Annotated in this window: 21 protein-coding genes; 6 read left to right on the top strand and 15 right to left on the bottom strand. The window is 73.6% G+C overall.

Going from position 1 to position 22111, the window contains the following annotated elements; all coding sequences use genetic code 11:
- Positions 1 to 98: 98 nt before the first annotated feature.
- The 5 genes from ACF1BN_RS31225 to ACF1BN_RS31205 form a co-directional block, all read right to left on the bottom strand.
- Entirely contained in the window at positions 99 to 923 is an 825-nt protein-coding gene (locus tag ACF1BN_RS31225; protein WP_392334939.1) for a 3-keto-5-aminohexanoate cleavage protein, read from the bottom strand.
- Between the two features lie 504 nt (positions 924 to 1427).
- Positions 1428 to 2039 carry a hypothetical protein gene (locus tag ACF1BN_RS31220; protein ID WP_392334938.1) on the bottom strand — a complete coding sequence of 204 codons (612 nt, stop codon included), beginning with the start codon at positions 2037 to 2039 and terminating at the stop codon, positions 1428 to 1430.
- Between the two features lie 129 nt (positions 2040 to 2168).
- On the bottom strand, positions 2169 to 3440 hold the full coding sequence (locus ACF1BN_RS31215; protein WP_392334949.1) for a serine-threonine protein kinase: 1272 nt from the start codon (positions 3438 to 3440) through the stop codon (positions 2169 to 2171).
- 123 nt (positions 3441 to 3563) lie between these two features.
- Positions 3564 to 4901 (bottom strand): erythromycin esterase family protein, encoded by a 1338-nt coding sequence (locus tag ACF1BN_RS31210; protein ID WP_392334937.1) that lies wholly within the window; start codon positions 4899 to 4901, stop codon positions 3564 to 3566.
- Between the two features lie 76 nt (positions 4902 to 4977).
- Positions 4978 to 6234: an exo-beta-N-acetylmuramidase NamZ domain-containing protein gene (locus tag ACF1BN_RS31205; RefSeq protein ID WP_392334948.1), complete on the bottom strand. Its 1257-nt coding sequence runs from the start codon at positions 6232 to 6234 to the stop codon at positions 4978 to 4980.
- Between the two features lie 170 nt (positions 6235 to 6404).
- Here ACF1BN_RS31205 and ACF1BN_RS31200 point away from each other — a divergent pair, with 170 nt between their 5' ends.
- Together ACF1BN_RS31200 and ACF1BN_RS31195 are read left to right on the top strand one after the other, a co-directional pair.
- A complete protein-coding gene (locus ACF1BN_RS31200) occupies positions 6405 to 7181 on the top strand; it encodes an SDR family oxidoreductase (RefSeq protein ID WP_392334936.1) in 777 nt (258 codons plus the stop codon).
- A gap of 84 nt (positions 7182 to 7265) precedes the next feature.
- Positions 7266 to 7859, top strand: a complete 594-nt coding sequence (locus ACF1BN_RS31195; protein ID WP_392334935.1) for a TetR/AcrR family transcriptional regulator — start codon at positions 7266 to 7268, stop codon at positions 7857 to 7859.
- Positions 7860 to 7863: 4 nt separating this feature from the next.
- On the opposite strand, the gene ACF1BN_RS31190 is transcribed toward ACF1BN_RS31195, so the two are convergent.
- The 3 genes from ACF1BN_RS31190 to ACF1BN_RS31180 all read right to left on the bottom strand — a co-directional run bounded on the left by ACF1BN_RS31190 (position 7864) and on the right by ACF1BN_RS31180 (position 11350).
- On the bottom strand, positions 7864 to 9078 hold the full coding sequence (locus ACF1BN_RS31190) for an acyl-CoA dehydrogenase family protein (RefSeq protein ID WP_392334934.1): 1215 nt from the start codon (positions 9076 to 9078) through the stop codon (positions 7864 to 7866).
- Positions 9079 to 9084: 6 nt separating this feature from the next.
- Positions 9085 to 10110 carry a phosphotransferase family protein gene (locus ACF1BN_RS31185; RefSeq protein ID WP_392334933.1) on the bottom strand — a complete coding sequence of 342 codons (1026 nt, stop codon included), beginning with the start codon at positions 10108 to 10110 and terminating at the stop codon, positions 9085 to 9087.
- A gap of 328 nt (positions 10111 to 10438) precedes the next feature.
- Complete coding sequence (locus tag ACF1BN_RS31180) at positions 10439 to 11350, bottom strand: MBL fold metallo-hydrolase (protein ID WP_392334932.1); 912 nt, start codon at positions 11348 to 11350, stop codon at positions 10439 to 10441.
- 177 nt (positions 11351 to 11527) lie between these two features.
- Here ACF1BN_RS31180 and ACF1BN_RS31175 point away from each other — a divergent pair, with 177 nt between their 5' ends.
- The gene (locus tag ACF1BN_RS31175; RefSeq protein ID WP_392334931.1) at positions 11528 to 12457 is read left to right on the top strand and encodes an NADP-dependent oxidoreductase; all 930 of its coding nucleotides are present in this window, start codon (positions 11528 to 11530) and stop codon (positions 12455 to 12457) included.
- A gap of 120 nt (positions 12458 to 12577) precedes the next feature.
- Here the strand turns inward: ACF1BN_RS31175 and ACF1BN_RS31170 are convergent, their stop codons facing one another.
- The 5 genes from ACF1BN_RS31170 to ACF1BN_RS31150 form a co-directional block, all read right to left on the bottom strand.
- Positions 12578 to 12907, bottom strand: a complete 330-nt coding sequence (locus tag ACF1BN_RS31170; RefSeq protein ID WP_392334930.1) for a DUF202 domain-containing protein — start codon at positions 12905 to 12907, stop codon at positions 12578 to 12580.
- On the bottom strand, positions 12907 to 13287 hold the full coding sequence (locus tag ACF1BN_RS31165; RefSeq protein ID WP_392334929.1) for a YidH family protein: 381 nt from the start codon (positions 13285 to 13287) through the stop codon (positions 12907 to 12909). The genes ACF1BN_RS31170 and ACF1BN_RS31165 overlap by 1 nt, the downstream gene beginning before the upstream one ends.
- Positions 13288 to 13334: 47 nt before the next feature.
- Positions 13335 to 13862 carry an NUDIX hydrolase gene (locus ACF1BN_RS31160; RefSeq protein ID WP_392334928.1) on the bottom strand — a complete coding sequence of 176 codons (528 nt, stop codon included), beginning with the start codon at positions 13860 to 13862 and terminating at the stop codon, positions 13335 to 13337.
- 141 nt (positions 13863 to 14003) lie between these two features.
- Positions 14004 to 14768, bottom strand: coding sequence for a glucose 1-dehydrogenase (locus ACF1BN_RS31155; RefSeq protein ID WP_392334947.1), 765 nt, complete (start codon positions 14766 to 14768; stop codon positions 14004 to 14006).
- 116 nt (positions 14769 to 14884) lie between these two features.
- Complete coding sequence (locus tag ACF1BN_RS31150) at positions 14885 to 15520, bottom strand: TetR/AcrR family transcriptional regulator (protein ID WP_392334927.1); 636 nt, start codon at positions 15518 to 15520, stop codon at positions 14885 to 14887.
- Between the two features lie 94 nt (positions 15521 to 15614).
- On the opposite strand from ACF1BN_RS31150, the gene ACF1BN_RS31145 reads away from it, so the two are divergent.
- On the top strand, positions 15615 to 17270 hold the full coding sequence (locus ACF1BN_RS31145) for an FAD-binding dehydrogenase (RefSeq protein ID WP_392334926.1): 1656 nt from the start codon (positions 15615 to 15617) through the stop codon (positions 17268 to 17270).
- A 61-nt stretch (positions 17271 to 17331) separates the two neighbouring features.
- Here the strand turns inward: ACF1BN_RS31145 and ACF1BN_RS31140 are convergent, their stop codons facing one another.
- A complete protein-coding gene (locus ACF1BN_RS31140) occupies positions 17332 to 18729 on the bottom strand; it encodes a GntP family permease (protein WP_392334925.1) in 1398 nt (465 codons plus the stop codon).
- A gap of 72 nt (positions 18730 to 18801) precedes the next feature.
- Positions 18802 to 19344: a gluconokinase gene (locus ACF1BN_RS31135; protein ID WP_392334924.1), complete on the bottom strand. Its 543-nt coding sequence runs from the start codon at positions 19342 to 19344 to the stop codon at positions 18802 to 18804.
- Positions 19345 to 19536: 192 nt separating this feature from the next.
- On the opposite strand from ACF1BN_RS31135, the gene ACF1BN_RS31130 reads away from it, so the two are divergent.
- Both ACF1BN_RS31130 and ACF1BN_RS31125 read left to right on the top strand, forming a co-directional pair.
- A complete protein-coding gene (locus tag ACF1BN_RS31130) occupies positions 19537 to 20238 on the top strand; it encodes a FadR/GntR family transcriptional regulator (RefSeq protein WP_392334923.1) in 702 nt (233 codons plus the stop codon).
- Positions 20239 to 20621: 383 nt separating this feature from the next.
- The gene (locus tag ACF1BN_RS31125; RefSeq protein ID WP_392334922.1) at positions 20622 to 22079 is read left to right on the top strand and encodes an amino acid permease; all 1458 of its coding nucleotides are present in this window, start codon (positions 20622 to 20624) and stop codon (positions 22077 to 22079) included.
- Positions 22080 to 22111 lie beyond the last annotated feature (32 nt).

Genomic DNA, 22111 nt, shown 5'->3' with positions numbered 1-22111 from the left:
CCGCACCCCAGCAAGTTCCCCAGCCCTCATACGGCCAGCGAACTACCGAACACAAGCCGTGACAAGACCACCTAACAAAGCACTACTAGGGCCTGTCGTCACCCTCCCGTCCGCCTCGGCGACGGGTGTGGCGACAGGTCCCAGGGGCCCTCGGGGCCGTCCGACAGCGCGGCCCGTATCTGCTCCGCCGTGGAGCGGGCGCGGGAGCCGTCCGGCAGAAGGAGGGTGTCCTCGAGGCCGATCCGGGCGGACACGGCCAGCCGCCGGGCCAGCCGCAGCGCGGGCCAGGCCGCCGCGCCGGTACCGCAGAGCATGACGGGTACCGCGTCGAGCCGGGCGCCCAGGACGGTGACCTCGCCGTGCCCGGCGCCCGGAGCCAGGACCTCGCCGTGCCGGGCGCCCGGAGCGTGGGCCCACGGTCCGGCGCCGGCGTCCGGCACCTCGGCCACGATCCGCAGCACCCGGCCCGCCAGCGGGGAACGGGCGAACAGGGCCGGGCCCGCGGTGCCCGCCCGCAGGCCCGCCTCCACCGCCACCCCGCGCGCGAGGAGCGCCTCGGCGACCTCCTCGGCGCCGGGCTCGTGCCAGGTCACGCACGCGAGGTCCGGCAGGAACTCCCAGGACAGGATCCGCGCCACCCGCCGCCGCGGATCGGCCTCGGCCCACACGTCCACCGGTACCGACACCGGGACGCGGACGCACTCCCGCACCGCCGCCAACGCGGGTCCCACCACCCGGGGCGACAGCGAACCGGCACCACAGGGCGTCCGGGGCCGGAGCCGCACCTCGTCGGCCCCCGCCGCCACCGCCTCCGCCGCGGCCTCCGCGAGCGCCACCGGTTCACGCGGCACCGCCGCCGACTCCCCGGGCCCGCGCGTGCCGTTCAGGGCCGCCTGCAGCGCCCCGACCTCCGGCCGCGTCACGCCGCCGACCGGTCCGGCCGGGATCGCCGGCCTCTCCGGCGCGCCACGCCGTTCAGCGCCGCTCACAGCCGCACGACACCCGACGCCGCCCGTGCGCCGGTACGACCTCCGGCCGCGCCCCGTGCGCCGGTACGGCCGCTGCCGGCGTCCCCCACGGCGGTACGACCTCCAGCCCGTTCCTTGCGAGTACGACCTCCGGCCGCATCGAGTGCGGCAGTACGGCCTCTGGCCGCGCCCCGTCCGACGGCACGGCGGCTGCTCACATCCCCCGCAGCCGTACGACCTCCGGCCGCGCCCCGTCCGACGGCACGGCCGCTGCTCACATGCCCCGCGGCCATGAGACCTCCAGCCGCGTCCCCCGCAGCCGTACGACCTCCAGCCGCGCCCCGCCCGACGGTACGGCCGCTGCTCAGCTCCCCCGCGGCCATAAGACCTCCAGCCGCGTCCCCCGCAGCCGCACGACCTCCAGCCGTGTCCCCCGCGACCGTACGTCTCCCGGTCGGGTCACGCCGCCGAGACCAGTGGGCGGCCGCGTACCTCCCGGGCCCGGGCCAGGGCGTCGGGGGTGAGGACGGCGCGGGGGACCTCGACGCCGCAGTCCGCGCACACCGGGCCGTACCAGTGCGTGTCATCGGGGCCGCCGCCCCACGCGATCCGCGCACCGGTGCAGACCGGACACGCCTCGCCCGGGTCGTCCTCCAGTGCCGTGACCAGCCGCCGCACCACCTCGGGCAGCGGGTCCGTCGGATGGAGGGCCGGATCGCCGCACCTCACCACCCCGTTGCCACCCCACACGTCCCGGTGCCAGTCGTCCAGAGCCCCCAGGGCGCGCAGGCCGCCGTGCTTCTCGCGCCGGCGCCGGGCGGCGAACTCCTCCTCGTACTCCAGCCAGACCGTCCGCGCCTCCTCCAGCTCCTCCAGGGCGGCCACCAGCCGCGCCGGATCGAGCTCCCGGTCGTCGGGTCCGAACCCGTGCCTCCGGCACAGGTGGTCCCAGGTCGCCCGGTGCCCGTAGGGGGCGAACCGCTCCAGGCACTTGCGCAGCGAGTACCTGCGCAGTGCCGTGTCGCACGCCTGATCACGCACCTGTCTCGCGAGACTCCGGAAACCGGCCATCGCACGCCACCTCCGTCGCTGGTCCTTCGCGCATCCGCAGTACCAGAGGGACGAACGACGGCGCCGTCGTGTTCCGCCCGGACCCGGAACACCCCGCTCCTTGGCGGGAACTCGCCACCGGCGCGGGGCCTACCGGCGCCCTATCCGGGCCGCCGAAACCACCACCCCGGCCAGCTCCGACCGTCGGATGTCGCTGTGCGAGCGAACCACGTCCGCCGCGTCCACGCTCACACAGCCGGAGGCCGGAACCCCGTCCCGCAGGACCGTCGCCAGTGTCCGCCGAGCGGCTCCCGGCACCCCGTGGACGCCGTCCCAGCCGATCGCCCCCCATCGCGGATCACGCGCCGACAGCCGTGCCGGCGCCTCCAGCAGCGAGGCCGAGTCCCGGGCGGCCCGGGAGGCCAGCGGGTACAGGACGCCGAGCGCCGTGTCGTGCCGTGAGTGACAGGCCACCACCGGCCCCCGCACCCGCAGCTGCATGTCCTTCAGCGCACCCGACCGCCCCGGGTCGTGCGGCAGCCGGGCCGCGAACGCGTAGTGCGAGAAGGCGCCCTGGAGCAGCGTCATCGACCGGACCGGCCGCAGCGCTCCCGGCAGCCCGCGGAGCCCGTACGCCACGAGACGGGCGCCCATGCTGTGCCCCACCAGGTGCACCCGCAGCCCCGGCGCCGCCCGCGCCACCTCGGCGAGCAGCGGCCCGAGCCCGCGTTCGCCGACATGCCCGGCCCGCTTCTTCATCACGTGGTAAGCGGCCTGCCGCAGCGCCTCGCGGCCACCCCGCCACAGCCCGCCGAGCCCGCCCCCGAGCAGCGCCTCCGGCGCGGTGCCCGTGAGAGCCCCGGTGAACACGGCACAGGTCTCCACCGGATCCGCCAGCAGGAAGTCCGGCACCGGGCCGTCCCCGGCGAACCCCGGTCCGGAGCGCCCTTGCCCGACGACTCCCTCCCCGACGGCCCCCTCCCCGACGGCCCCCTCCCCGGCGCCGTCCTCCCCGGTCACGTCGGCCAGCTCCCTGAGCAGCGCCCCGAACTCCGCGAACGCGGCCTCCTCGGCCCGCGCCAGAGCCAGGAGTTCGGTGAGCCGGACGATCGTCCGCTCCTTCTCCGGCAGCGTCGTCACCAGCGCCCGGAAGTCCGGCACCGGCTCGTCCGTGAACATCATCGAGGGCCAGACCACGCCCGCGTACCCCGCCTCCACCCCCGGGGCCAGCAGCCCCGGGAACGGCGCGAAGAAGTCCGAGTACAGCCGGGTCGCGCCGGACGGCGAGTTGTTCCACCCGTGGGCGAACACCACCAGATCCGTCACCCCCCGCCGCGCCAGCGCGACCAGCTCGGCCGCCTGTCCGGCCGGACCGTCCCCGTCCCTGTCGAAGACGATCTCCCGGTACGGATCCACACTCATCCCGCTCACGGCCCGCCCGTCCCTCCCCGTCGAGGAAGCGCCCAGGGGTCCGCGTCCCGCAACCCCTGGGCAGCATGCCCGGATCCGGTCACCGTCAGACCTCCGCGGGCGGCCGGAAGAGCCTCAGCGGAGCCGTCCCGCCGTCACCACCGGGAAGTGGATCAGTCCGTCGTACGCGGCGGACAGCCGCACCCGGGGCGTCGTGCCCGGCCACGGGTAGGCGGTCCCGATGTGCCGGACCTCCCGGGGCTCCGCGAGCCAGGCCCGTGCCGCCGGGCCGGTCCGCCGCAGATCCAGCAGGAAGGGGCCGGACCGGACCCGGTCGAGGGTGTACGCGGCGCCGCCGGGCCCCTGCGGGCCCACGGTGAACACCCGCAGCGGCTCCCCGGGGGCCTCGGTGTCGTGCGCGTTGAAGGAGCCCCGCCCGAAGGAGGCGCCGATCGCCACGTACCCCCGCCCCAGCAGGTCCCGCAGGAACGCCCCCTGCGTCCGCGGGTACTGGTCGGGCTTCATCGTCTCGTACGCCAGGTGTCCGTTGTGCGCCGAGAGCACCATCCGGTCGCCGGTGTGCCGCTGCCACCACGCGGTGTTCTCGGCCATGACCCGGTCCCGGTAGAGCATGGCCGCCGCGACCCCCTCGGGGCTGTCGACGTCGTGCGCGTACTCGGTGCCGACCTGGGCGATGGCCCGGGCGTGCTGGACCGCCCAGAGACGCGCCTCGCGCGCCGCCGCGCCGCCGGCCGGTCGCCGCTCCTCCAGGAGGCTCACGGCCCGGTTCACGTCCGCGGACATCGCCCGCCGCTCGGCGAGCGGCTTGGCCAGGTACCCCTTCATCCACTCCTCGACCCCGCCGGTGGGCCGGGAGTCCCGGTAGAGCTCCCGGAAGCGGGGGAGGAGATCCGGGTGGTTCCCGGCCACGTAGGCGGTGACGGTGTCGAAGAGCCCGGGCCCCGCGTACCCGAGGTCGTTGCCCATGAAGCGCACCGGACGCTCCGGGTGCGCCACGTTGTGGCGGCGCATCCAGCGGAACAGGTCGAGGTACTCCTCGGTGTTCCAGAGCCGGTACGACTCCTGGAACTCGTCCCGCATGATCTGCTCGATGTCGCCCTCGCCGGTCGTCACCCACCGGTCGACGAGGAGCCCCGTGGACCAGTTGGCCTCCAGCGCGAAGGTGGTGAAGCCCCGCTCCTCCACCAGCTGTTCGAAGATCCGGGCCTTGGTGGTGAAGAACTCGCCCGAGCTGTGGGTGGCCTCGCCGATGCCGACGACCCGGGCCGGTCCGATCAGCCGGTCGAGGGCCCGCCGGTCGTCCAGGGGCGCGGCGGAGCGGGCCAGTTCACGGACGGGGCCCGCGCCGGTCGCCGGGCCGCCGGTCGCGGCGGCGCCCGGGACGGCGGAGGCGAGGCAGACGACGGCGAGGAGCCCGGCCACGGGCAGGCGGCGGAGTGACGAGAGCTTCATGGGGTTCAGCCTCTCCGCCGCGGCGGCCGCCGGGACATCCCGGAGGCCCCCGTTCCCGTACGGGGGAGAACCCCCGTCAGCGGTAGAGCAGATGACGGCGCCGCACCGCGCGGAAAGCCGCCAGGTCCTCGGACCAGGCGCCCACGACCTCGTCGGTCCCGGCGCCGGCGTCGACGAGGGTACGCACGCGCGTGGAGCCGGTGAGCTTGTCGATCCAGTGGTCGGGGCGCCAGGCGAAGCCGGACCAGGAGGAGCGCGCGGTGACCAGGAGTGCGATGCCGGTGCGGACCGGGTCGAAGGACTCGCGGTCGTGGACGTGGAGCTGGACGCCGCCCACCGTACGGCCCTGGAACTTGGAGAAGGTCGGGGCGAAGTACGCCTCGCGGAAGCGGACCCCGGGCAGCTCCAGCGCGTTCGCCGCCTCCGCCCAGCGGCGGTCGACGCCCTCCGCGCCGAGGAGTTCGAAGGGCCGGGTGGTGCCCCGGCCCTCGGAGAGGTTGGTCCCCTCGAAGAGGCAGGTGCCGGAGTAGACGAGCGCGGTCTCCGGGGTCGGCATGTTCGGGCTCGGCGGCACCCATGGCAGACCCGTGGTGTCGAAGAAGTCCGACCGCCGCCAGCCCGTCATCCGGACCGTCTCCAGCTCCACCGGCCGGGCCAGGAACTCGGCGTTGAACAGCAGGGCCAGCTCCGCCACCGTCATGCCGTGCGCCTGGGCGATCGGCTCGCGTCCGACGAAGGTGGCGAAGGCCCGGTCCAGGACGGGCCCGAGGGCCGCCCGGCCGCTCACCGGGTTCGGCCGGTCCAGGACCACGAACCGCTTCCCGGCCAGCTCGGCCGCCGCCATGCAGTCGTACAGCGTCCAGATGTAGGTGTAGAAGCGGGCGCCCGCGTCCTGGATGTCGAAGACCACGGTGTCGACGCCGGAGGCCGTGAAGACGTCCGCCAGCGGCTGCCCGCTCTTCAGGTACGTGTCGTAGACCGGCAGCCCGGTCGCCGGGTCGTCGTGACGGCCCTCCGAACCACCCGCCTGCGCGGTGCCCCGGAACCCGTGCTCGGGGCCGAAGACGGCCACCAGATCCACCCGTTCGTCGGCGTGCATCACGTCCACCAGGTGCCGGGCGTCCCGGGTGATCCCGGTCGGGTTGGTGACGACGCCGACCCGCTCGCCGGCCAGGAGGGCGTACCCGTCCGCCGCCAGCCGCTCGAACCCGGTCCGTACGCGCGCGTGCCCCCGCCCGGGACCGGCCGCGGCGGGGAAGGCCGTCGCGGCCAGCGCCCCTCCCGCGGTCAGCGCCCCTCCGGCGGCCAGCAGATCCCGACGCGACAGCTTCATCCGCCTCATGCGTGACATGGGCACGCAGGCTAGCGCTCCTGACGCCCCGGGGGAACGACGCGCGCACGGGCGGCGAGCCGCCTCTCCGGGTCTTCCACCCGTCCATACCGACCGGTTAGTCTGCCCGCTGTCACCGGAACCGTGAACCGACCGAACCACCTGGAGGGTCCATGAACGCGGACACGCGCGCACTCCGGGGCGCCGGCGTCGTCGTCACCGGAGCGGGCGGCGGCATCGGCGCCGCCCTCGCCCGGCGCTTCGCCGCCGAAGGCGCCCGCGTCGTCGTCAACGACCTCGACGCCGTCCGCGCCAAGGCCGTCGCCGAGGAGATCGGCGCCCTCGCCGTCCCCGGTGACGCCTCCGCGATCGTCGACGAGGCCCGTGACGCACTCGGCGGCACCGTCGACGTCTGGTGCGCCAACGCCGGTCTCGCCTCCGCCGGCGACGCCCTCGCCGACGAGGCCGTCTGGGCCGCCGCCTGGGACGTCAACGTCATGGCCCACGTCCGCGCCGCCCGCGCCCTGCTCCCCGACTGGCTGGAGCGCGGCACCGGCCGCTTCGTCTCCACCGTCTCCGCCGCCGGTCTGCTCACCATGATCGGCGCGGCCCCCTACAGCGTCTCCAAGCACGGCGCCTACGCCTTCGCCGAGTGGCTCTCGCTCACCTACCGCCACCGCGGACTGAAGGTCCACGCCATCTGCCCCCAGGGCGTCCGCACCGACATGCTCGCCGCCACCGGCTCCGCCGGCGACCTCGTCCTGGTCCCGACCGCCGTCGAGCCCGAGGCCGTCGCCGACGCCCTCCTCGACGCCATCGCCGCCGACCGCTTCCTCGTCCTGCCGCACCCGGAGGTCGCCGCGTACTACCGGAACCGCGCGGACGACCCCGAGCGGTGGATCGGCGGCATGAACAAGCTCCAGCGGCACTGGGAGGCGGGCGCGCGCTAGCGCACCCGGCGACGGATGGGAAGATCTACCGACGACAGCCCCCGGACGCCAGGGACGGGGCAGCGGACCGGAAGGCGGCGGAGCATGGCCAGGACGACGGACGGGGACGGTTCTCCCGTCCCCCAGAGGCTCCTCGCCGCCGCCACCCGGCTCTTCGCGGAGCAGGGGTACGACCGCACCTCCGTCCAGGAGATCGTCGAGGCCGCGGGCGTCACCAAGGGAGCGCTCTACCACTACTTCGGCTCCAAGGAGGACCTCCTCCAGGAGGTGTACGCGCGCGTGCTCCGCCTCCAGCAGGAGCGGCTCGACGACTTCGCGGACTCCGACGCGCCCGTCGAGGACCGGCTGCGCGCCGCCGCCGCCGACGTCGTCGTCACCACGATCGAGAACCTCGACGACGCCTCCATCTTCTTCCGCTCCATGCACCACCTGAGCCCGGAGAAGAACAAGCAGGTCCGCGCCGAGCGCCGCCGCTACCACGAGCGGTTCCGCGCCCTGATCGAGGAAGGCCGGCAGGCGGGCGTCTTCTCCTCCGCCACGCCTGCCGACCTCGTCGTGGACTACCACTTCGGCTCCGTGCACCACCTGTCCACGTGGTACCGCCCGGACGGCCCGCTGACCCCGCAGCAGGTCGCCGACCACCTGGCCGACCTCCTGCTGCGGGCCCTGCGCCCGTGAGCCCTCAGAGGTAGCGCTTCAGCTCGCGGCGGGCCAGCGACCGCTGGTGCACCTCGTCCGGTCCGTCCGCGAGCCGCAGGGTCCTGGCCGCCGCCCACAGCTCGGCGAGCGGGAAATCCTGCGAGACGCCGCCGGCGCCGTGCGCCTGCACCGCCTTGTCGATGATGTCCACCACCGCGCGCGGGGTGGCGATCTTGATGGCCTGGATCTCGGTGTGGGCGCCCCTGTTGCCCACCGTGTCCATCAGCCAGGCCGTCTTGAGGACCAGCAGCCGCAGCTGCTCGATGGTCACCCGCGCGTCCGCGATCCAGTTCTGCACCACGCCCTGCTGGGCGAGCGTCTTGCCGAAGGCGGTACGGGAGACCGCCCGCCGGCACATCAGCTCCACGGCCCGCTCGGCCATGCCGATCAGCCGCATGCAGTGGTGGATGCGGCCCGGGCCGAGCCGGGCCTGGGCGATGGCGAAGCCGCCGCCCTCCTCGCCGATCAGGTTCGCCGCCGGGACCCGCACCCCGTCGAACACCACCTCGGCGTGGCCGCCGTGGTAGTGGTCCTCGTAGCCGTACACCCGCATCGCCCGGCGCACCTCGACGCCCGGGGTGTCGCGCGGGACGAGGATCATCGACTGCTGGCGGCGGGGGTCCGGCCCGTCCGGGTCGGTCTTGCCCATGACGATGAAGACGGCGCAGTCCGGGTGCAGGGCCCCGGAGATGTACCACTTGCGCCCGTCGATCACGTAGGAGTCGCCGTTCCGGCGGATCCGGGTCTCGATGTTGGTCGCGTCCGAGGAGGCCACCTCGGGCTCGGTCATCGCGAACGCGGACCGGATGTCGCCCGCGAGCAGCGGCTCCAGCCACTGCTTCCGCTGCGCCTCGTCGGCGAACTGGGCCAGCAGCTCCATGTTCCCGGTGTCCGGGGCCGCGCAGTTGAGGGCGGTCGGGGCGAGCTGCGGGCTGCGGCCGGTGATCTCGGCGAGCGGCGCGTACTGGAGGTTGGTCAGCCCCGCCCCGTACTCCTCGTCGGGAAGGAAGAGGTTCCACAGGCCCTGCCGCTTGGCCTCGGCCTTCAGCTCCGCCACCACCGGAGGCTCGTCCCAGGGGGAGGCGAGCCCGGCCCGCTGCTCGTGCGCGACGGTCTCGGCGGGGTACACATGCTCGTCCATGAAGGCGAGCAGCCGGGAGCGCAGCTCCTCGGTGCGGGCGTCGTAGGAGAAGTCCATGGCGGTTCAGCCCTCCTGAAGGGTGGTCAGGCCGTGCTCGATGAAGACGGGGACGAGGTCGCCGATGCGGTCGAAGCCGGCGCCGACGGTCTGCCCGAGGGTGTAGCGGTAGTGGATGCCCTCCAGGATCACGGCGAGCTTGAACCAGGCGAAGGCCGTGTACCAGGAGAGGGCGGCGACGTCCCGGCCGGAGCGGTCGGCGTACCGCTCGACCAGCTCGGCGGCGGCGGGGTGGCCGGCGGCGGTCGCGGTGGTCGAGATCGGCGAGCCGGGCAGGTCCAGCGGGGTGCTGTACATGACGAGGAGGCCCAGATCGGTCAGCGGGTCGCCGAGGGTGGACATCTCCCAGTCGAGGACGGCGGTGATCCGGTCGTCGGCCCCGACGAGGGCGTTGTCGAGCCGGTAGTCGCCGTGCACCACGGTCGGGGCGGGAGAGTCGGGCAGCGCGCGGCCGAGGGCGGCGTGCAGCTCCTCGATGCCGGGCAGCTCGCGTCCCCGGGAGGCGGCGAGCTGCTTGCCCCAGCGGCGCAGCTGCCGGTCGAGGAAGCCCTCCGGCCGGCCGAAGTCGCCGAGGCCGACGGCCTCCGGCTCCACCGCGTGCAGGTCGACGAGGGTGTCGACCAGGCCGAGGACGGCGGAGCGGGTGCGCTCCGGGCCCAGCGGGGCGAGCTGGGAGGCCGAGCGGTACGGGGTGCCCTCGACGAACTCCATCACGTAGAAGGGCGCGCCGAGCACCTCCTCGTCCTCGCAGAGCAGCACCGTGCCGGGCACCGGCACCGAGGTCCCGCCGAGGGCGCTGATGACCCGGTGCTCCCGCCTCATGTCGTGCGCGGTGGCCAGCACGTGCCCGAGCGGCGGGCGGCGCACCACCCAGCGGCTGGTGCCGTCGGTGACGGCGTACGTGAGGTTGGAGCGGCCGCCCTCGATCAGCCGGGCTTCGAGGGGTCCGGCGACCAGCCCCGGCCGCTCGCGGTCCAGGTGGCGGCGCAGGCGCTCGGGGTCGAGGCCGGGCGGTGGGGCGGTGTGGCTCATCGGGCGTACCTCCGGTAGGTCGGTCGGCGTTCATGATGACCGACCAGTCGGTATGTCGTCCAGAGGGCTCCCGGAAACAGCGAGGGGACCCGGGTTCCACCCCGGGTCCCCTCGCCGTTCGCCCCCGCCGCCGCCCGGGACCCGCGCGGACACCGGCCCACCGGGCCGCCCCCACACGCGCGAAGGCCCGGGTCCCGACGCACACGCGCGTACGCCGGGTCGCGATCGCACGCGTACGCCGGGTTCGCGACCGCACGCGCGCGTACGCCCGGGGGTCGGGTCGTCCTGCCGCCCCGTGCCGTCCCCCGGGCGGCCCGCTTCGCGCGGTTCAGGCGTGGCAGGCCACCGGCACCCCGCCGTTCATCGCCGCCATGTCGCCGAAGACCGCCACCGGGTCGAGCGGGTGACCCTCCGGGAGCCCGTCCAGCTCCGCGTACGCCCGGTGGAGATTGGCCACGAGCCGCTCGCTCTCCCGCCACGCGGCGAACGCGCCGAGGTCCGCCCGGCGGGCCGTCTCCAACGGGGGGTCCCCCTTCGCGTGCCCCTCGGCGGCCAGCTCCGTCACCCATCGCAGATACCGCTCGGTGGCGTCGAACGCTCCCGGGTCCGTCACCGGCCCGTGCCCGGGGACCACCCGCTCGGCGTCCAGCGACCGCAGCACGTCGAGCGCGCGCAGCGACCCGGCCAGCGAGCCCATCGGCAGGAACGGCGTCCCGCCCTCGAAGACCAGGTCCCCGGTGAAGACCACGCCCCGCTCCGGCAGGTGCACGATCGAGTCGCCGGTGGTGTGCGCGGGTCCCGGGTGCACCAACCGCACCTCCATCCCGCCCGCGTACACCGTCATCCGGTCGCGGTACGTGAGGTCGGGCGGAGTGATCTCGACCCGGCCGAAGTCGGTCTGCGGCCACAGCAGGTGCAGCTGGCGCCCGGCGCCCAGCTGCTCGGAGCGGCAGTTCTCGTGCCCGACGATCCGAGCCTCGGGACGGAAGACCCCGTTGCCGTACGTGTGGTCGCCGTGGTGATGGGTGTTCACGACCGTGCGCGGCAGCGGCAGCCCGGCGGCGAGCACCGCCTCGCGCAGCAGCAGGGCACGCCGCTCGGTGGCGGTGGTGTCGACGAGCAGGGACTCGCCCGCGTCGCCGAGGAAGCCGGCGTTGTTCAGGCACCAGCCGCCGTCGGGCTGGACATAGGCGTGGACGTGCGGCGCGAGCGTGACCACGTAGGGGTCGGTGGCAGGCACAGGGCTCCCCGGGAAGAAGATCGACGAGACAGGGGAAGCCTGCCACCGGCGGCCCCGTCGGCGAGCCGGTTCCGGAGACCGGGGGCACGCCCGTCGCCCGGCGACGGGGACACGCCCGTCGCCCGGCCTGCCCCGCCCGGCTTGCGCGGCCCCTCGCTCCCGTCGAGGGTCGGATCCATGAAGGCGATCAGCTACCGCCGGTACGGCGGCCCCGAGGTCCTGGAGTACGGCGAGCTGCCCGACCCGAAGGTGGGGCCCGACGAGGTCCTGGTCGAGGTCAGGGCGGCGGCGGTCAACCCCGTCGACTGGAAGGCGCAGGCCGGGTACCTCGACGGCATGATCGACGCCGTCTTCCCGGTCGTCCCCGGCTGGGACGTCTCCGGCGTCGTCGTGCGGCCCGGCGTCTCCGTCACCGAGTGGGCGGCGGGCGACGAGGTCATGGGGTACGTCCGCGAGGACGTCCTCTCCCACGGCACCTTCGCCGAGTACGTCGCCGCACCCGTCCGCACCCTGGGCCGCAAGCCCCGGACCTACTCCTTCGAGGAGGCCGCCGGACTGCCGCTGGCCGGCCTCACCGCCTATCAGGCCCTGCACACCGCGCTCTCGGTACGGGCGGGGGAGACGGTGCTGGTGCTGGCGGCGGCCGGCGGGGTCGGCTCCATGGCCGTGCAGATCGCCCGGCACCTGGGCTGCCGCGTCCTCGGCGCCGCCCGTGAGTCCGGCCGGGAGCGGGTGGCCGCCCTCGGTGCCGAACCGGTCCTCCTCGACGAGGGGACCTTCACCCGCCAGGTCAGGGAACTCGCCCCCGGCGGCGTGGACGCGCTCCTCGACACCCTCGGCGGCCCCTTCCTCCAGCACGCGGCCGCCCTGCTGGCTCCCGGCGGCAGGCTCGCCTCCATCGCCGACGGTGAGGCCCTCGCCCTCGGCGGGCGCTACTACTGGGTCCGCCCGGACGCCGCCGACCTGAACGCCCTCGCCGACCTCGCCGACGAAGGCGTCCTCGACGTCCGCGTCGCGAAGACCTTCCCTCTGGAACGCGCGGCCGACGCGCAACGCGCCAACGCGGCGGGCGGCCTCCAGGGAAAGGTCGTGGTCACGGTCCCTTAGCGGGGACGACGGCGCGCTCGGACCCAGGATCCAATATCCGAAATCCGACAGCCAGGATCCAAGATTCAGGATCCTGGATCCAAGATCCGGGATCTTGGCTGCCGGATCCAACATCCAACATCACCAGATCAGCGCCGCCCCGCACACCGCCAGCGCCACCGTGCACCCCGCCGCCAGCAGCGCACCCCGCACCGACAGGACTTGCGGCCTGGCGGTGTCCAGGGTGCGGATCCGGCGGTGTGCGACGGCGAGGAAGCCGATCCACAGGAGTGCGGCGAGGGCGAGGCCGGTCAGGCCGGCGGCCGTGGCGTCGTCGACGAGGGCCAGTTTGATGCCGAGCACGGCCACGACCGTCCAGGAGAGCGTCGTGCGTCGCCAGGCGAGCCGGGTCCGCTCGGGCTGGAGCCCGGGATCGCGGGCCTCGTCCCGGGGCCCGGGACCGGCGGCCACTAGCCGGCCCGGCCGAAGACGACGAGCACCACCATCGCGACCGCGACGACCGCCACGGCGAGGCTCAGGATGGCGGGGAAGCGGGAGACCGGCAGGTCCTCGCCCCGGCGCATGGCGCGTTCGCAGCGGATCCAGTGGTTCACGGCGCGCAGTGCGCACAGCACGCCGGCGGCGAGCAGCGCGAGCGCGAGTCCGACCCGGACCGCCCAGCGGAGGTCCGGCAGGAACTGGTCGACGGCGAAGCCGCCGCCGATGAGCGCGAGCGCGGTGCGGATCCAGGCGAGGAAGGTCCGCTCGTTGGCGAGGGAGAAGCGGTAGTCGGGGGTCTCGCCCTCGTCCCGGATCCGCCGGGGCGCGAACCACAGCCGCAGACTCTGCATGGATTTCCTCACCTCGGCACTCTAATCGGCGCCCCGACGGCCCCCGCCTACCAACTCCGGTCCGCCACCAGCCGCTCGTACGCGGCGAGCCCGTCCGGCACCCATTCCCACGCTCCGGCCGCACCCGGCAGCCGCTCGCGCAGCTCCTCCTCGGTCAGGAAGGCGTGCCAGGCCACCTCCTCGGCCTGCGGCCGCACCGGCAGGTCGCAGCGGACCTCGTACACGGCCGACCACCACTTCCCGGCCACGCCCCCGGAGTTGTACAGGAACTTGTGCAGGAAGTCGGGGCGGGGCAGTCCGGAGACGCCCAGCTCCTCCTCGGCCTCACGGAGCGCCGCGTCGTCGTAGGACTCCCCGGCGCCGACGACTCCGCCGACGAACAGGTCGTACATCGACGGGAAGACCAGCTTCGTCGGCGTCCTGCGGTGGACGAAGACCCGCCCCTGGGCGTCCCGCACCCGGATGAAGGTGCAGCGGTGGATCAGGCCGCGCGCGTACACCTCGCCGCGCGGAGCCTGCCCGATCACCCGGTCCTGCTCGTCGACGACGTCCAGTACTTCATCGGAAGCGCTCATGCGCCCATGAAACCAGCCGGACCGCAGGACCCGGAGCGCAGAACCCTGACCACAAGGCCCTGACCGCAAGACCTGGACGGCAAGACCCGGACGGCGGGGACCGGCGGCGGGAACGCGCGGCGGGACCCGACCGCGGGGGCCTCACTGCCCCATGACGTACTTGACCGTCGGGCCGGTGGTCCAGCCGCCGTCCACGGCGAGCTCGGCGCCGGTCACGTACGAGGCGGCGTCCGAGAGCAGGAAGACGACCGCGCCGGCGATCTCGTCGGCCTCGCCGACCCGGCCCATCGGGGTGTTCGGGTACATGCCCTCGCCGCGCTGGATGCCGACCGAGGCGGTCATCGGGGTGTAGGTCATGCCCGGGTGGACGGAGTTGACGCGGATCCGCGAGGTGCCGAGCTCCACCGCGCCGATCTTGGTGAGGCCGCGCACGCCCCACTTGGAGGCGCCGTAACCGGCGGTCAGCGCGAGGCCCATGAGGCCGGCCGCCGAGGAGATGTTGACGATGGAGCCGCCGCCCGCCTCCCGCATCGCCGGTACGGCGGCCTTCATGCCGATGAAGACGCCGGTGAGGTTGATGTCGAGGACCTTGCGGAAGTGCTCGACGCTCTCGGTCTCCAGGAGGGCGCCGGTGGAGATGCCGGCGTTGTTCACCAGGCCGTGCAGACCGCCGAACTCGGCGACGGCGTACGCGACGGCGGCCGCCCACTCCTCCTCCGAGGTGACGTCGTGGTGGAGGAAGCGGGCGCGCTCGCCGAGGCTCGCGGCGGTCGCCGCCCCGTCCTCGTCGAGGACGTCGGTGACGACCACGTTCGCCCCGGCGGCGACGGCCTGGCGGGCCGCCTCGGCGCCCAGGCCGCGCGCGCCGCCGGTGATCAGGACGGTCTTGCCGGTGAGGTCGTTCATGGGGGTTCCTTCCGGGGTGGTGCGGGGCATCGGGGTGGTGCCGCTCATCGGGGTGGTGCGGGGCATCGGGGTGGTGCCGCTCATCGGGGTGGTGCGCGGCATCGGGGTGGTGCCGCTCATCGGGTCCTCCGGGGCTGTGCGGCCCGGAGCAGCGCGGTGGTGGTCTCGACGAGGTCGGCCAGGAAGAGCGGTCGGTCCGTGAGCGGCTCCGCCCCGTCGAGGTGCTGCCGGGCCCGGTCGGCGAGCGCCGCGCCGACGACCGTGAGGGCCAGGTCGAGCCGCTCCAGGAGCAGTGGCTCGGGCAGCCCGTCGTCGGCCAGCCGCCCGGCGATCCGCTCGATCAGCGCCCAGTAGGCGGTGCCGGCGAGGGTGGGGTGCGGGGTGCGGGCGCGGACCCCGCTCTCGTGGCTGAGCTGTGCGGAGACCCGCAGGCAGCGGCGGCCCCGCTCGGTGTCCAGCTCGCTCGCCTCGGCCGTCACGAGGGCGGTGATCAGCTCACGTACGCCCGCGTCATCGGCGACCGGCGGCAGGGCGACGAGCACCCGCTCGGTACGGGCCAGCCGGCCGGCCATGACCGCGTCCAGGAGTCCGGCGCGCGAGCCGAAGTGGTACTGGACCGCGGAGGGGTTGGCCTGCCCGGCGAGCCGGGTGATGTCCCGCAGTTGCGCGCCGTCGACGCCCTGGGCGGCGAAGAGTTCCTCCGCCGCGCGGATCAGCTTCTCCCGGGTCTCGGGTCCTGACGTCCTTGCCATGCGTCCATATTAATGCTCGACATTAAAAAACGGGAGGGGGTCTTCCGGTCCTGGACGGTTGACTCGATACATCCGTGTATCCAAGATGCGGTCCATGTCCTACGACGCCGATGTGATCGTGATCGGGGCCGGCCTCGCCGGTCTCGTCGCCACCGCCGAACTGGTCGACGCCGGCCGGTCCGTGATCCTCCTCGACCAGGAGCCCGAACAGTCCCTCGGGGGCCAGGCCCACTGGTCCTTCGGCGGGCTCTTCCTGGTCGACTCGCCCGAACAGCGCCGGCTGCGCATCAAGGACAGCCACGCGCTCGCCCTCCAGGACTGGACCGGCACCGCCGGTTTCGACCGCCCCGAGGACGCGTGGGCCCGCCGCTGGGCGGAGGCGTACGTCGACTTCGCGGCCGGTGAGAAGCGTTCCTGGCTGCACGCGCGCGGGGTGCGGTTCTTCCCGGTCGTCGGCTGGGCCGAGCGCGGCGGCTACGACGCCACCGGGCACGGGAACTCCGTCCCCCGCTTCCACATCACCTGGGGTACGGGCCCGGGCCTCGTCGCCCCCTTCGAGGCGAAGGTCCGAGAAGGCGTCGCCCGGGGCCTCGTCACCTTCCGCTTCCGCCACCGGGTCACCGCCCTGGGCCGTACCGGCGGCGCCCTCGACACGGTCTCCGGCGAGGTCCTGGAGCCCTCCGACGCCGAGCGCGGCACCGCCAGCAGCAGGACCGCGACCGGCTCCTTCGAGCTGCGGGCCCAGGCGGTGATCGTCACCAGCGGCGGCATCGGCGGCAACCACGACCTGGTCCGCTCCCAGTGGCCCGCCCGTCTCGGCACCCCGCCCGCCAAGCTGCTCTCCGGCGTCCCCGCCCACGTCGACGGCCTGATGCTCGGCATCGCGGAGAAGGCGGGCGCCCACCACGTCAACCGCGACCGGATGTGGCACTACACCGAGGGCATCGAGAACTGGGACCCCATCTGGGCCCGCCACGGCATCCGCATCCTGCCCGGCCCCTCCTCCCTCTGGTTCGACGCCACCGGCAAGCGGCTCCCGGTGCCGCTCTTCCCCGGCTTCGACACGCTCGGCACCCTCGAACACATCATCAGGGCCGGCCACGACCACACCTGGTTCGTGCTCGACAAGCGGATCATCGGCAAGGAGTTCGCCCTCTCCGGCTCCGAGCAGAATCCCGACCTCACCGGCAAGTCCGTTCGTGACGTCCTCGGCCGCGCCCGCGCCGACGTCCCGGGCCCCGTCCAGGCGTTCATGGACAAGGGGGCCGACTTCGTCGTCGAGGACGACCTCGGAGCCCTGGTCCGCGGCATGAACCGGATCACCGGCCAGGACCTCGTCGACGAGACCGTGCTCCGCCGCGAGATCACCGCCCGCGACCGGGAGATCGCCAACCCCTTCACCAAGGACCTCCAGATCACCGCGATCCGCGGCGCCCGCAGCTACCTCGGCGACCGTCTGATCCGCACCGCCGCCCCGCACCGCATCCTCGACCCCAAGGCCGGTCCGCTGATCGCCGTCCGCCTCAACATCCTCACCCGGAAGTCCCTCGGAGGCCTCCAGACCGACCTCTCGTCCCGGGTGCTCACCGACACCGGCGAGCCCCTTCCCGGGCTGTACGCGGCCGGCGAGGCCGCCGGCTTCGGCGGCGGCGGCGTCCACGGCTACCGCTCGCTCGAAGGCACCTTCCTCGGCGGCTGCGTCTTTTCCGGCCGCGCGGCCGGCCGGGCCGCGGCCGAGGCCACGGCATGAGAAGGGCCCGGGCCCCGCAGCGCGCACGCGCTCCGGGGCCCGGGCCCTTCGCAGGCCGTCGCTACATCAGCAGCGACAGCAGGAGCACGAACACCAGGGCCACCACCGAGATGATGGTCTCCATCACCGACCAGGTCTTGATCGTCTGGCCGACGCTCATGCCGAAGTACTCCTTCACCAGCCAGAAACCGGCGTCGTTGACGTGGCTGAAGAAGAGCGAACCGGCACCGATCGCCAGCACCAGGAGCGCCGTCTCGCCGGTCGACATGCCCGCGGCCAGCGGGGCCACCAGACCGGCCGCCGAGATCGTCGCGACCGTGGCGGAGCCCGTCGCGAGCCGGATGGCGACCGCGATCAGCCAGGCGAGGAGCAGGGCGGGGATCGACCAGTCCCGGGAGAAGTCGAGGATCATCTGGCCGACGCCGATGTCGATCAGCGTCTGCTTGAAGCCGCCGCCCGCGCCGACGATCAGCAGCACGCCCGCGATCGGGGCGAGGGACTTCTCGACCGTGGAGGAGAGCCGCTCCTTGGTGAAGCCGGCCGCGCGGCCCAGCGTGAACAGGGCCACTATGACGGCGGCGAGCAGCGCGATCAGCGGCGAGCCGATGACGTCGGTGACCTTCTGCACCGCGTTCTCGGGGTCGTCGACCACGATGTCGACGAGCGCCTTCACCAGCATCAGGACGACCGGCAGCATGACGGTGGCGACCGTGACGCCGAAACCGGGACGCTTCTCCAGGTCCTCGGAGGGGCGGGTCGGGATCATGTGCTCGGGCGCCTGGATGTCGACCCAGCGGGCCGCGTACCGGGAGAAGACCGGACCCGCGATGATCACGGTCGGGATCGCGACGACGAGGCCGAGGGCGAGGGTGACGCCGAGGTTGGCGCCGACGGCGTCGATCGCGACGAGCGGGCCGGGGTGCGGCGGGATGAGCCCGTGCATCACGGAGAGGCCGGCGAGGGCCGGGATGCCGATCCGCATCAGGGAGTAGTTGCCCCGCTTGGCGACCATCAGGACCACCGGGATCAGCAGCACGATGCCGACCTCGAAGAAGAGCGGCAGACCGATCACCGAGGCGATCAGCACCATCGCCCACGGCATCGAGCGCCTGCTCGCCTTCGCGAGGATCGTGTCGACGATCTGGTCGGCGCCGCCGGAGTCGGCGAGCAGCTTGCCGAGGATCGCGCCGAGCGCGATGAGAACGCCGACGCCCGCCACGGTGTTGCCGAGCCCGGTGCTGAACGCCTTGATCGTGTCCGCGAGCGGTGCCCCGGCGAACGCGCCGAGCGCGAGCGAGCCGATCGTCAGCGCCAGGAACGCGTGCAGCTTGAACTTGGTGATGAGCAGGACGATGACGGCGATGCCGGCGAGCACGGCGATGCCCAGCTGTGCGTTGCCCGCCGAGGTGATCGGTTCGGCGGCGTCCGCTGCCAGCATCTCGACGCTGAGACTGGTCACGGTGGGTCCCTTGGGGGTTGAGGGGGAGGGCGGGAAGGGGCGGAGCGGAGGGGGAAAGAGGAGGGGAGGGGATCAGAAGAGCGGAACGGGCCGGCTGAAGGCGCGCAGCGCCGCCACCGCCCGGGCGGCGATCTCCTCCGGGGTGCCGGAGACGTCGACCGCGACGCCCGCCTCGTCCTCCTCCAGCGGCTGGAGGGTGGCGAACTGCGAGTCGAGCAGCGCGGTGGGCATGAAGTGCCCCTTGCGGGCCGCCATCCGGCCCTCGATCAGCTCCCGGTCGCCGGTCAGGTGGAGGAAGACGACTCCCGGGGCGGCAGCGCGCAGCCGGTCCCGGTAGATCCGCTTCAGCGCGGAGCTGCTCACCACCCCGCCGCGTCCGGCCCGGCCGTGCGCCCAGGCGCCGATGGCGTCGAGCCACGGCTCCCGGTCGGAGTCGTCCAGCGGCACGCCGGCGGACATCTTGGCCACGTTCGCCGCCGGGTGGAAGTCGTCGCCCTCCGCGTACGGAAGGCCGAGGGCCTCCGCGACCAGGGGGCCGATCGTGGTCTTGCCGGTCCCGGCGACGCCCATGACGACGACGACCGGGGGAGCGGCGGGGTGGGGGGTGGAGCGCATGGGGGTGCCTCGCTGTCTTCTTCGACATCGATCCGTCGAGCGTCATGAAACCCATTGAGTACGACGTATTCAAGAGTCTGTGACATAAAAGTCATACTTTTAATTCCTCGCCGTGCCGCGCGCCCGCCCCGCTCCCCTCCGCCACCCCGCTGCGGTGTGATCACCGGTCCGGCCCCGCATAGGCTGAGCACCATGACGACATCGGCCCGGGGGCTCCACTCGCACGTGCTCGCCACCCTGGGCCTGGCCATCACCGCGGGGGAGTACCCGCCGGGCATGGTGCTGCGCACCGACGAGCTCGCCCAGGGCTTCGACGTCTCCCGCACCGTCGTCCGCGAGGTCGTCCGCGTCCTGGAGTCCATGCACCTGGTGGAGTCCCGGCGCCGGGTCGGCGTCACGGTGCTCCCCACCGCGAGCTGGAACGTGTACGACCCCCAGGTCATCCGCTGGCGCCTCGCCGGCGCCGACCGCCCCCGCCAGCTCCGCTCGCTCACCGTGCTGCGCTCCGCCGTCGAGCCCGTCGCGGCCGGCCTCGCCGCCCTGAACGCCACACCGGCCCAGTGCCGCGAGCTCACCGAGCAGGCGCTCGGCATGGTCGCCACCTCGCGCGGCCGGCAGCTGGAGGCGTACCTCGTCCACGACATCGCCTTCCACCGGGTCGTCCTCAACGCCTCGGGCAACGAGATGTTCGCCCGGCTCGGTGACGTCGTGGCCGAGGTCCTCACCGGCCGGACCCACCACCACGTGATGTTCGAGGACCCCGATCCGGCCGCCGTCACCCTCCACGTCCAGGTCGCCGAGGCCGTACGGGAGCGGGACGCGTCCCGGGCGGAGGCGCTGACCCGCGAGATCGCCGTCGGCGCGCTCAAGGAGCTGGACGTCCTCGCCCCGTGACGCCGCCGCCCGCGCCGCCATGGCCGCGCGGCGGCCGTACCCCCGCCGGCCGCACCGCGACGGCCGCTCGGGCAGCAGTACCCCCGCCGTCCGCACCGAGGTGGCCCTTCGGCAGCCGCGCCCCCGCCCTCCGCACCACGGCAGCCGTTCGGCAGCCGTGCCCCCGGCACCCCGCCCGCCCCGCGGCGGTCGTACGCCGTACAGCGCTGCGTAAGCTCTGAACTAGCTCAAATCCGGGCGTTCAGTGAATTCGCTCACAGTCAGTGAGCGGGCCTTGCCGTGAGGATGTCGGCTGGCCGTGCCGGGGCGACCCCCACGAAGGGACCCCGGGGGCACGGCCGGGACCGCACAGCCCCCACTCCCTCACGAAGGCGAACGACTCCATGAGTGACCGCGTCACCGCGGCCGAGCCGCTGTCCGCCGCTCCGGCGGACATGCCCGCCTCCCCCCACGTCGACGCCGGCGACGCCGGATACCGCAAGGACCTCAAGTCCCGGCACATCAACATGATCGCCATCGGCGGCGCGATCGGCACGGGACTCTTCCTCGGCGCCGGCGGCCGGATGGCCAGCGCCGGCCCCTCGCTCTTCATCGCCTACGCGGTCTGCGGCGTCTTCGCCTTCTTCGTGGTCCGGGCCCTCGGCGAGCTCGTGCTCTACCGCCCGTCCTCCGGCGCGTTCGTCTCCTACGCCCGCGAGTTCATGGGCGAGAAGGGCGCCTACACGGCCGGCTGGCTCTACTTCCTCAACTGGTCGACCACCGCCGTCGCCGACATCACCGCCGCGGCCACCTACGCCCACTTCTGGTCGATGTTCAGCGACGTCCCGCAGTGGATCCTCGCCCTGATCGCCCTCGCGATCGTGCTGGCCGCCAACCTCATCTCGGTGAAGTACTTCGGCGAGATGGAGTTCTGGTTCGCCATCGTCAAGGTCGCCGCCCTCGTGGTCTTCATGCTGGTCGGCATCTTCCTCGTCGCGACCTCCCACGACGTCGGCGGCTCCACCCCGGGCCTGGCCAACATCACCGACAACGGCGGCATCTTCCCCAACGGCGTGATGCCGATGCTCCTGCTCATCCAGGGCGTCGTCTTCGCCTACGCCTCCGTCGAGCTCTGCGGCGTCGCCGCCGGCGAGACCGAGAACCCCGAGAAGATCATGCCGAGGGCGATCAACTCGATCATGTGGCGCGTCGGCCTCTTCTACGTCGGCTCCGTCGTCCTGCTCGCGCTGATCCTCCCGTACACCGCCTACTCCGGCGACCAGAGCCCCTTCGTCACCGTCTTCGACAAGCTGGGCATCCCCGGCGCCGCCGGCGTGATGAACCTCGTCGTCCTCACCGCCGCCCTCTCCAGCCTCAACTCCGGCCTGTACTCCACCGGCCGCATCCTGCGCTCCATGTCGCTGGCCGGCTCCGCGCCGAAGTTCACCGGCGTCATGAACAAGGGCGGCGTGCCCTACGGCGGCATCCTGCTCACCGCCGGCTTCGGCGTCGCCGGCGTCCTGCTCAACTTCGTGATGCCCGAGGACGCCTTCGAGCTGGTGCTGAACTTCGCCTCCATCGGCATCATCGGCACCTGGGCCATGATCATGGTCTGCTCGCTGCTCTTCGTCCGCCGCGCCGGGCAGGGCCGCCTCGTCCGCCCCGCCTACCGGCTGCCCTGGGCCCCCTACACGCAGATCGTGACCCTGGTCTTCCTCGCCTCCGTCGTCGTCCTGATGTGGATGGACGGCGGCATCGCCCGCACCACCGTGAACTGCCTGCCGCTGATCGCCGCGGCGCTCGTCGGCGGCTGGTTCCTGGTCCGCCGCCGCGTCCGCGACACCGCCGCAGGGCGAGACTGACCCGCCCCGCCCCCGCACTCCCCCCACGGGAG

The sequence above is a fragment of the Streptomyces sp. NPDC014861 genome (genome assembly GCF_043081625.1).
Lineage (GTDB): Bacteria > Actinomycetota > Actinomycetes > Streptomycetales > Streptomycetaceae > Streptomyces.
This window is presented reverse-complemented; position numbering and strand designations above follow the sequence as displayed.

Coding starts and splice junctions, on each gene's coding strand:
- ACF1BN_RS31160 (WP_392334928.1), bottom strand. CDS start 13,862: ATGAGCGCTTCCGATGAAGTACTGGACGTCGTCGACGAGCAGGACCGG.
- ACF1BN_RS31190 (WP_392334934.1), bottom strand. CDS start 9,078: ATGGACTTCTCCTACGACGCCCGCACCGAGGAGCTGCGCTCCCGGCTG.
- ACF1BN_RS31145 (WP_392334926.1), top strand. CDS start 15,615: ATGTCCTACGACGCCGATGTGATCGTGATCGGGGCCGGCCTCGCCGGT.
- ACF1BN_RS31205 (WP_392334948.1), bottom strand. CDS start 6,234: ATGAAGCTGTCGCGTCGGGATCTGCTGGCCGCCGGAGGGGCGCTGACC.
- ACF1BN_RS31215 (WP_392334949.1), bottom strand. CDS start 3,440: ATGAGTGTGGATCCGTACCGGGAGATCGTCTTCGACAGGGACGGGGAC.
- ACF1BN_RS31195 (WP_392334935.1), top strand. CDS start 7,266: ATGGCCAGGACGACGGACGGGGACGGTTCTCCCGTCCCCCAGAGGCTC.
- ACF1BN_RS31185 (WP_392334933.1), bottom strand. CDS start 10,110: ATGAGCCACACCGCCCCACCGCCCGGCCTCGACCCCGAGCGCCTGCGC.
- ACF1BN_RS31210 (WP_392334937.1), bottom strand. CDS start 4,901: ATGAAGCTCTCGTCACTCCGCCGCCTGCCCGTGGCCGGGCTCCTCGCC.
- ACF1BN_RS31165 (WP_392334929.1), bottom strand. CDS start 13,287: ATGCAGAGTCTGCGGCTGTGGTTCGCGCCCCGGCGGATCCGGGACGAG.
- ACF1BN_RS31155 (WP_392334947.1), bottom strand. CDS start 14,768: ATGAACGACCTCACCGGCAAGACCGTCCTGATCACCGGCGGCGCGCGC.
- ACF1BN_RS31125 (WP_392334922.1), top strand. CDS start 20,622: ATGAGTGACCGCGTCACCGCGGCCGAGCCGCTGTCCGCCGCTCCGGCG.
- ACF1BN_RS31135 (WP_392334924.1), bottom strand. CDS start 19,344: ATGCGCTCCACCCCCCACCCCGCCGCTCCCCCGGTCGTCGTCGTCATG.
- ACF1BN_RS31130 (WP_392334923.1), top strand. CDS start 19,537: ATGACGACATCGGCCCGGGGGCTCCACTCGCACGTGCTCGCCACCCTG.
- ACF1BN_RS31175 (WP_392334931.1), top strand. CDS start 11,528: ATGAAGGCGATCAGCTACCGCCGGTACGGCGGCCCCGAGGTCCTGGAG.
- ACF1BN_RS31220 (WP_392334938.1), bottom strand. CDS start 2,039: ATGGCCGGTTTCCGGAGTCTCGCGAGACAGGTGCGTGATCAGGCGTGC.
- ACF1BN_RS31150 (WP_392334927.1), bottom strand. CDS start 15,520: ATGGCAAGGACGTCAGGACCCGAGACCCGGGAGAAGCTGATCCGCGCG.
- ACF1BN_RS31200 (WP_392334936.1), top strand. CDS start 6,405: ATGAACGCGGACACGCGCGCACTCCGGGGCGCCGGCGTCGTCGTCACC.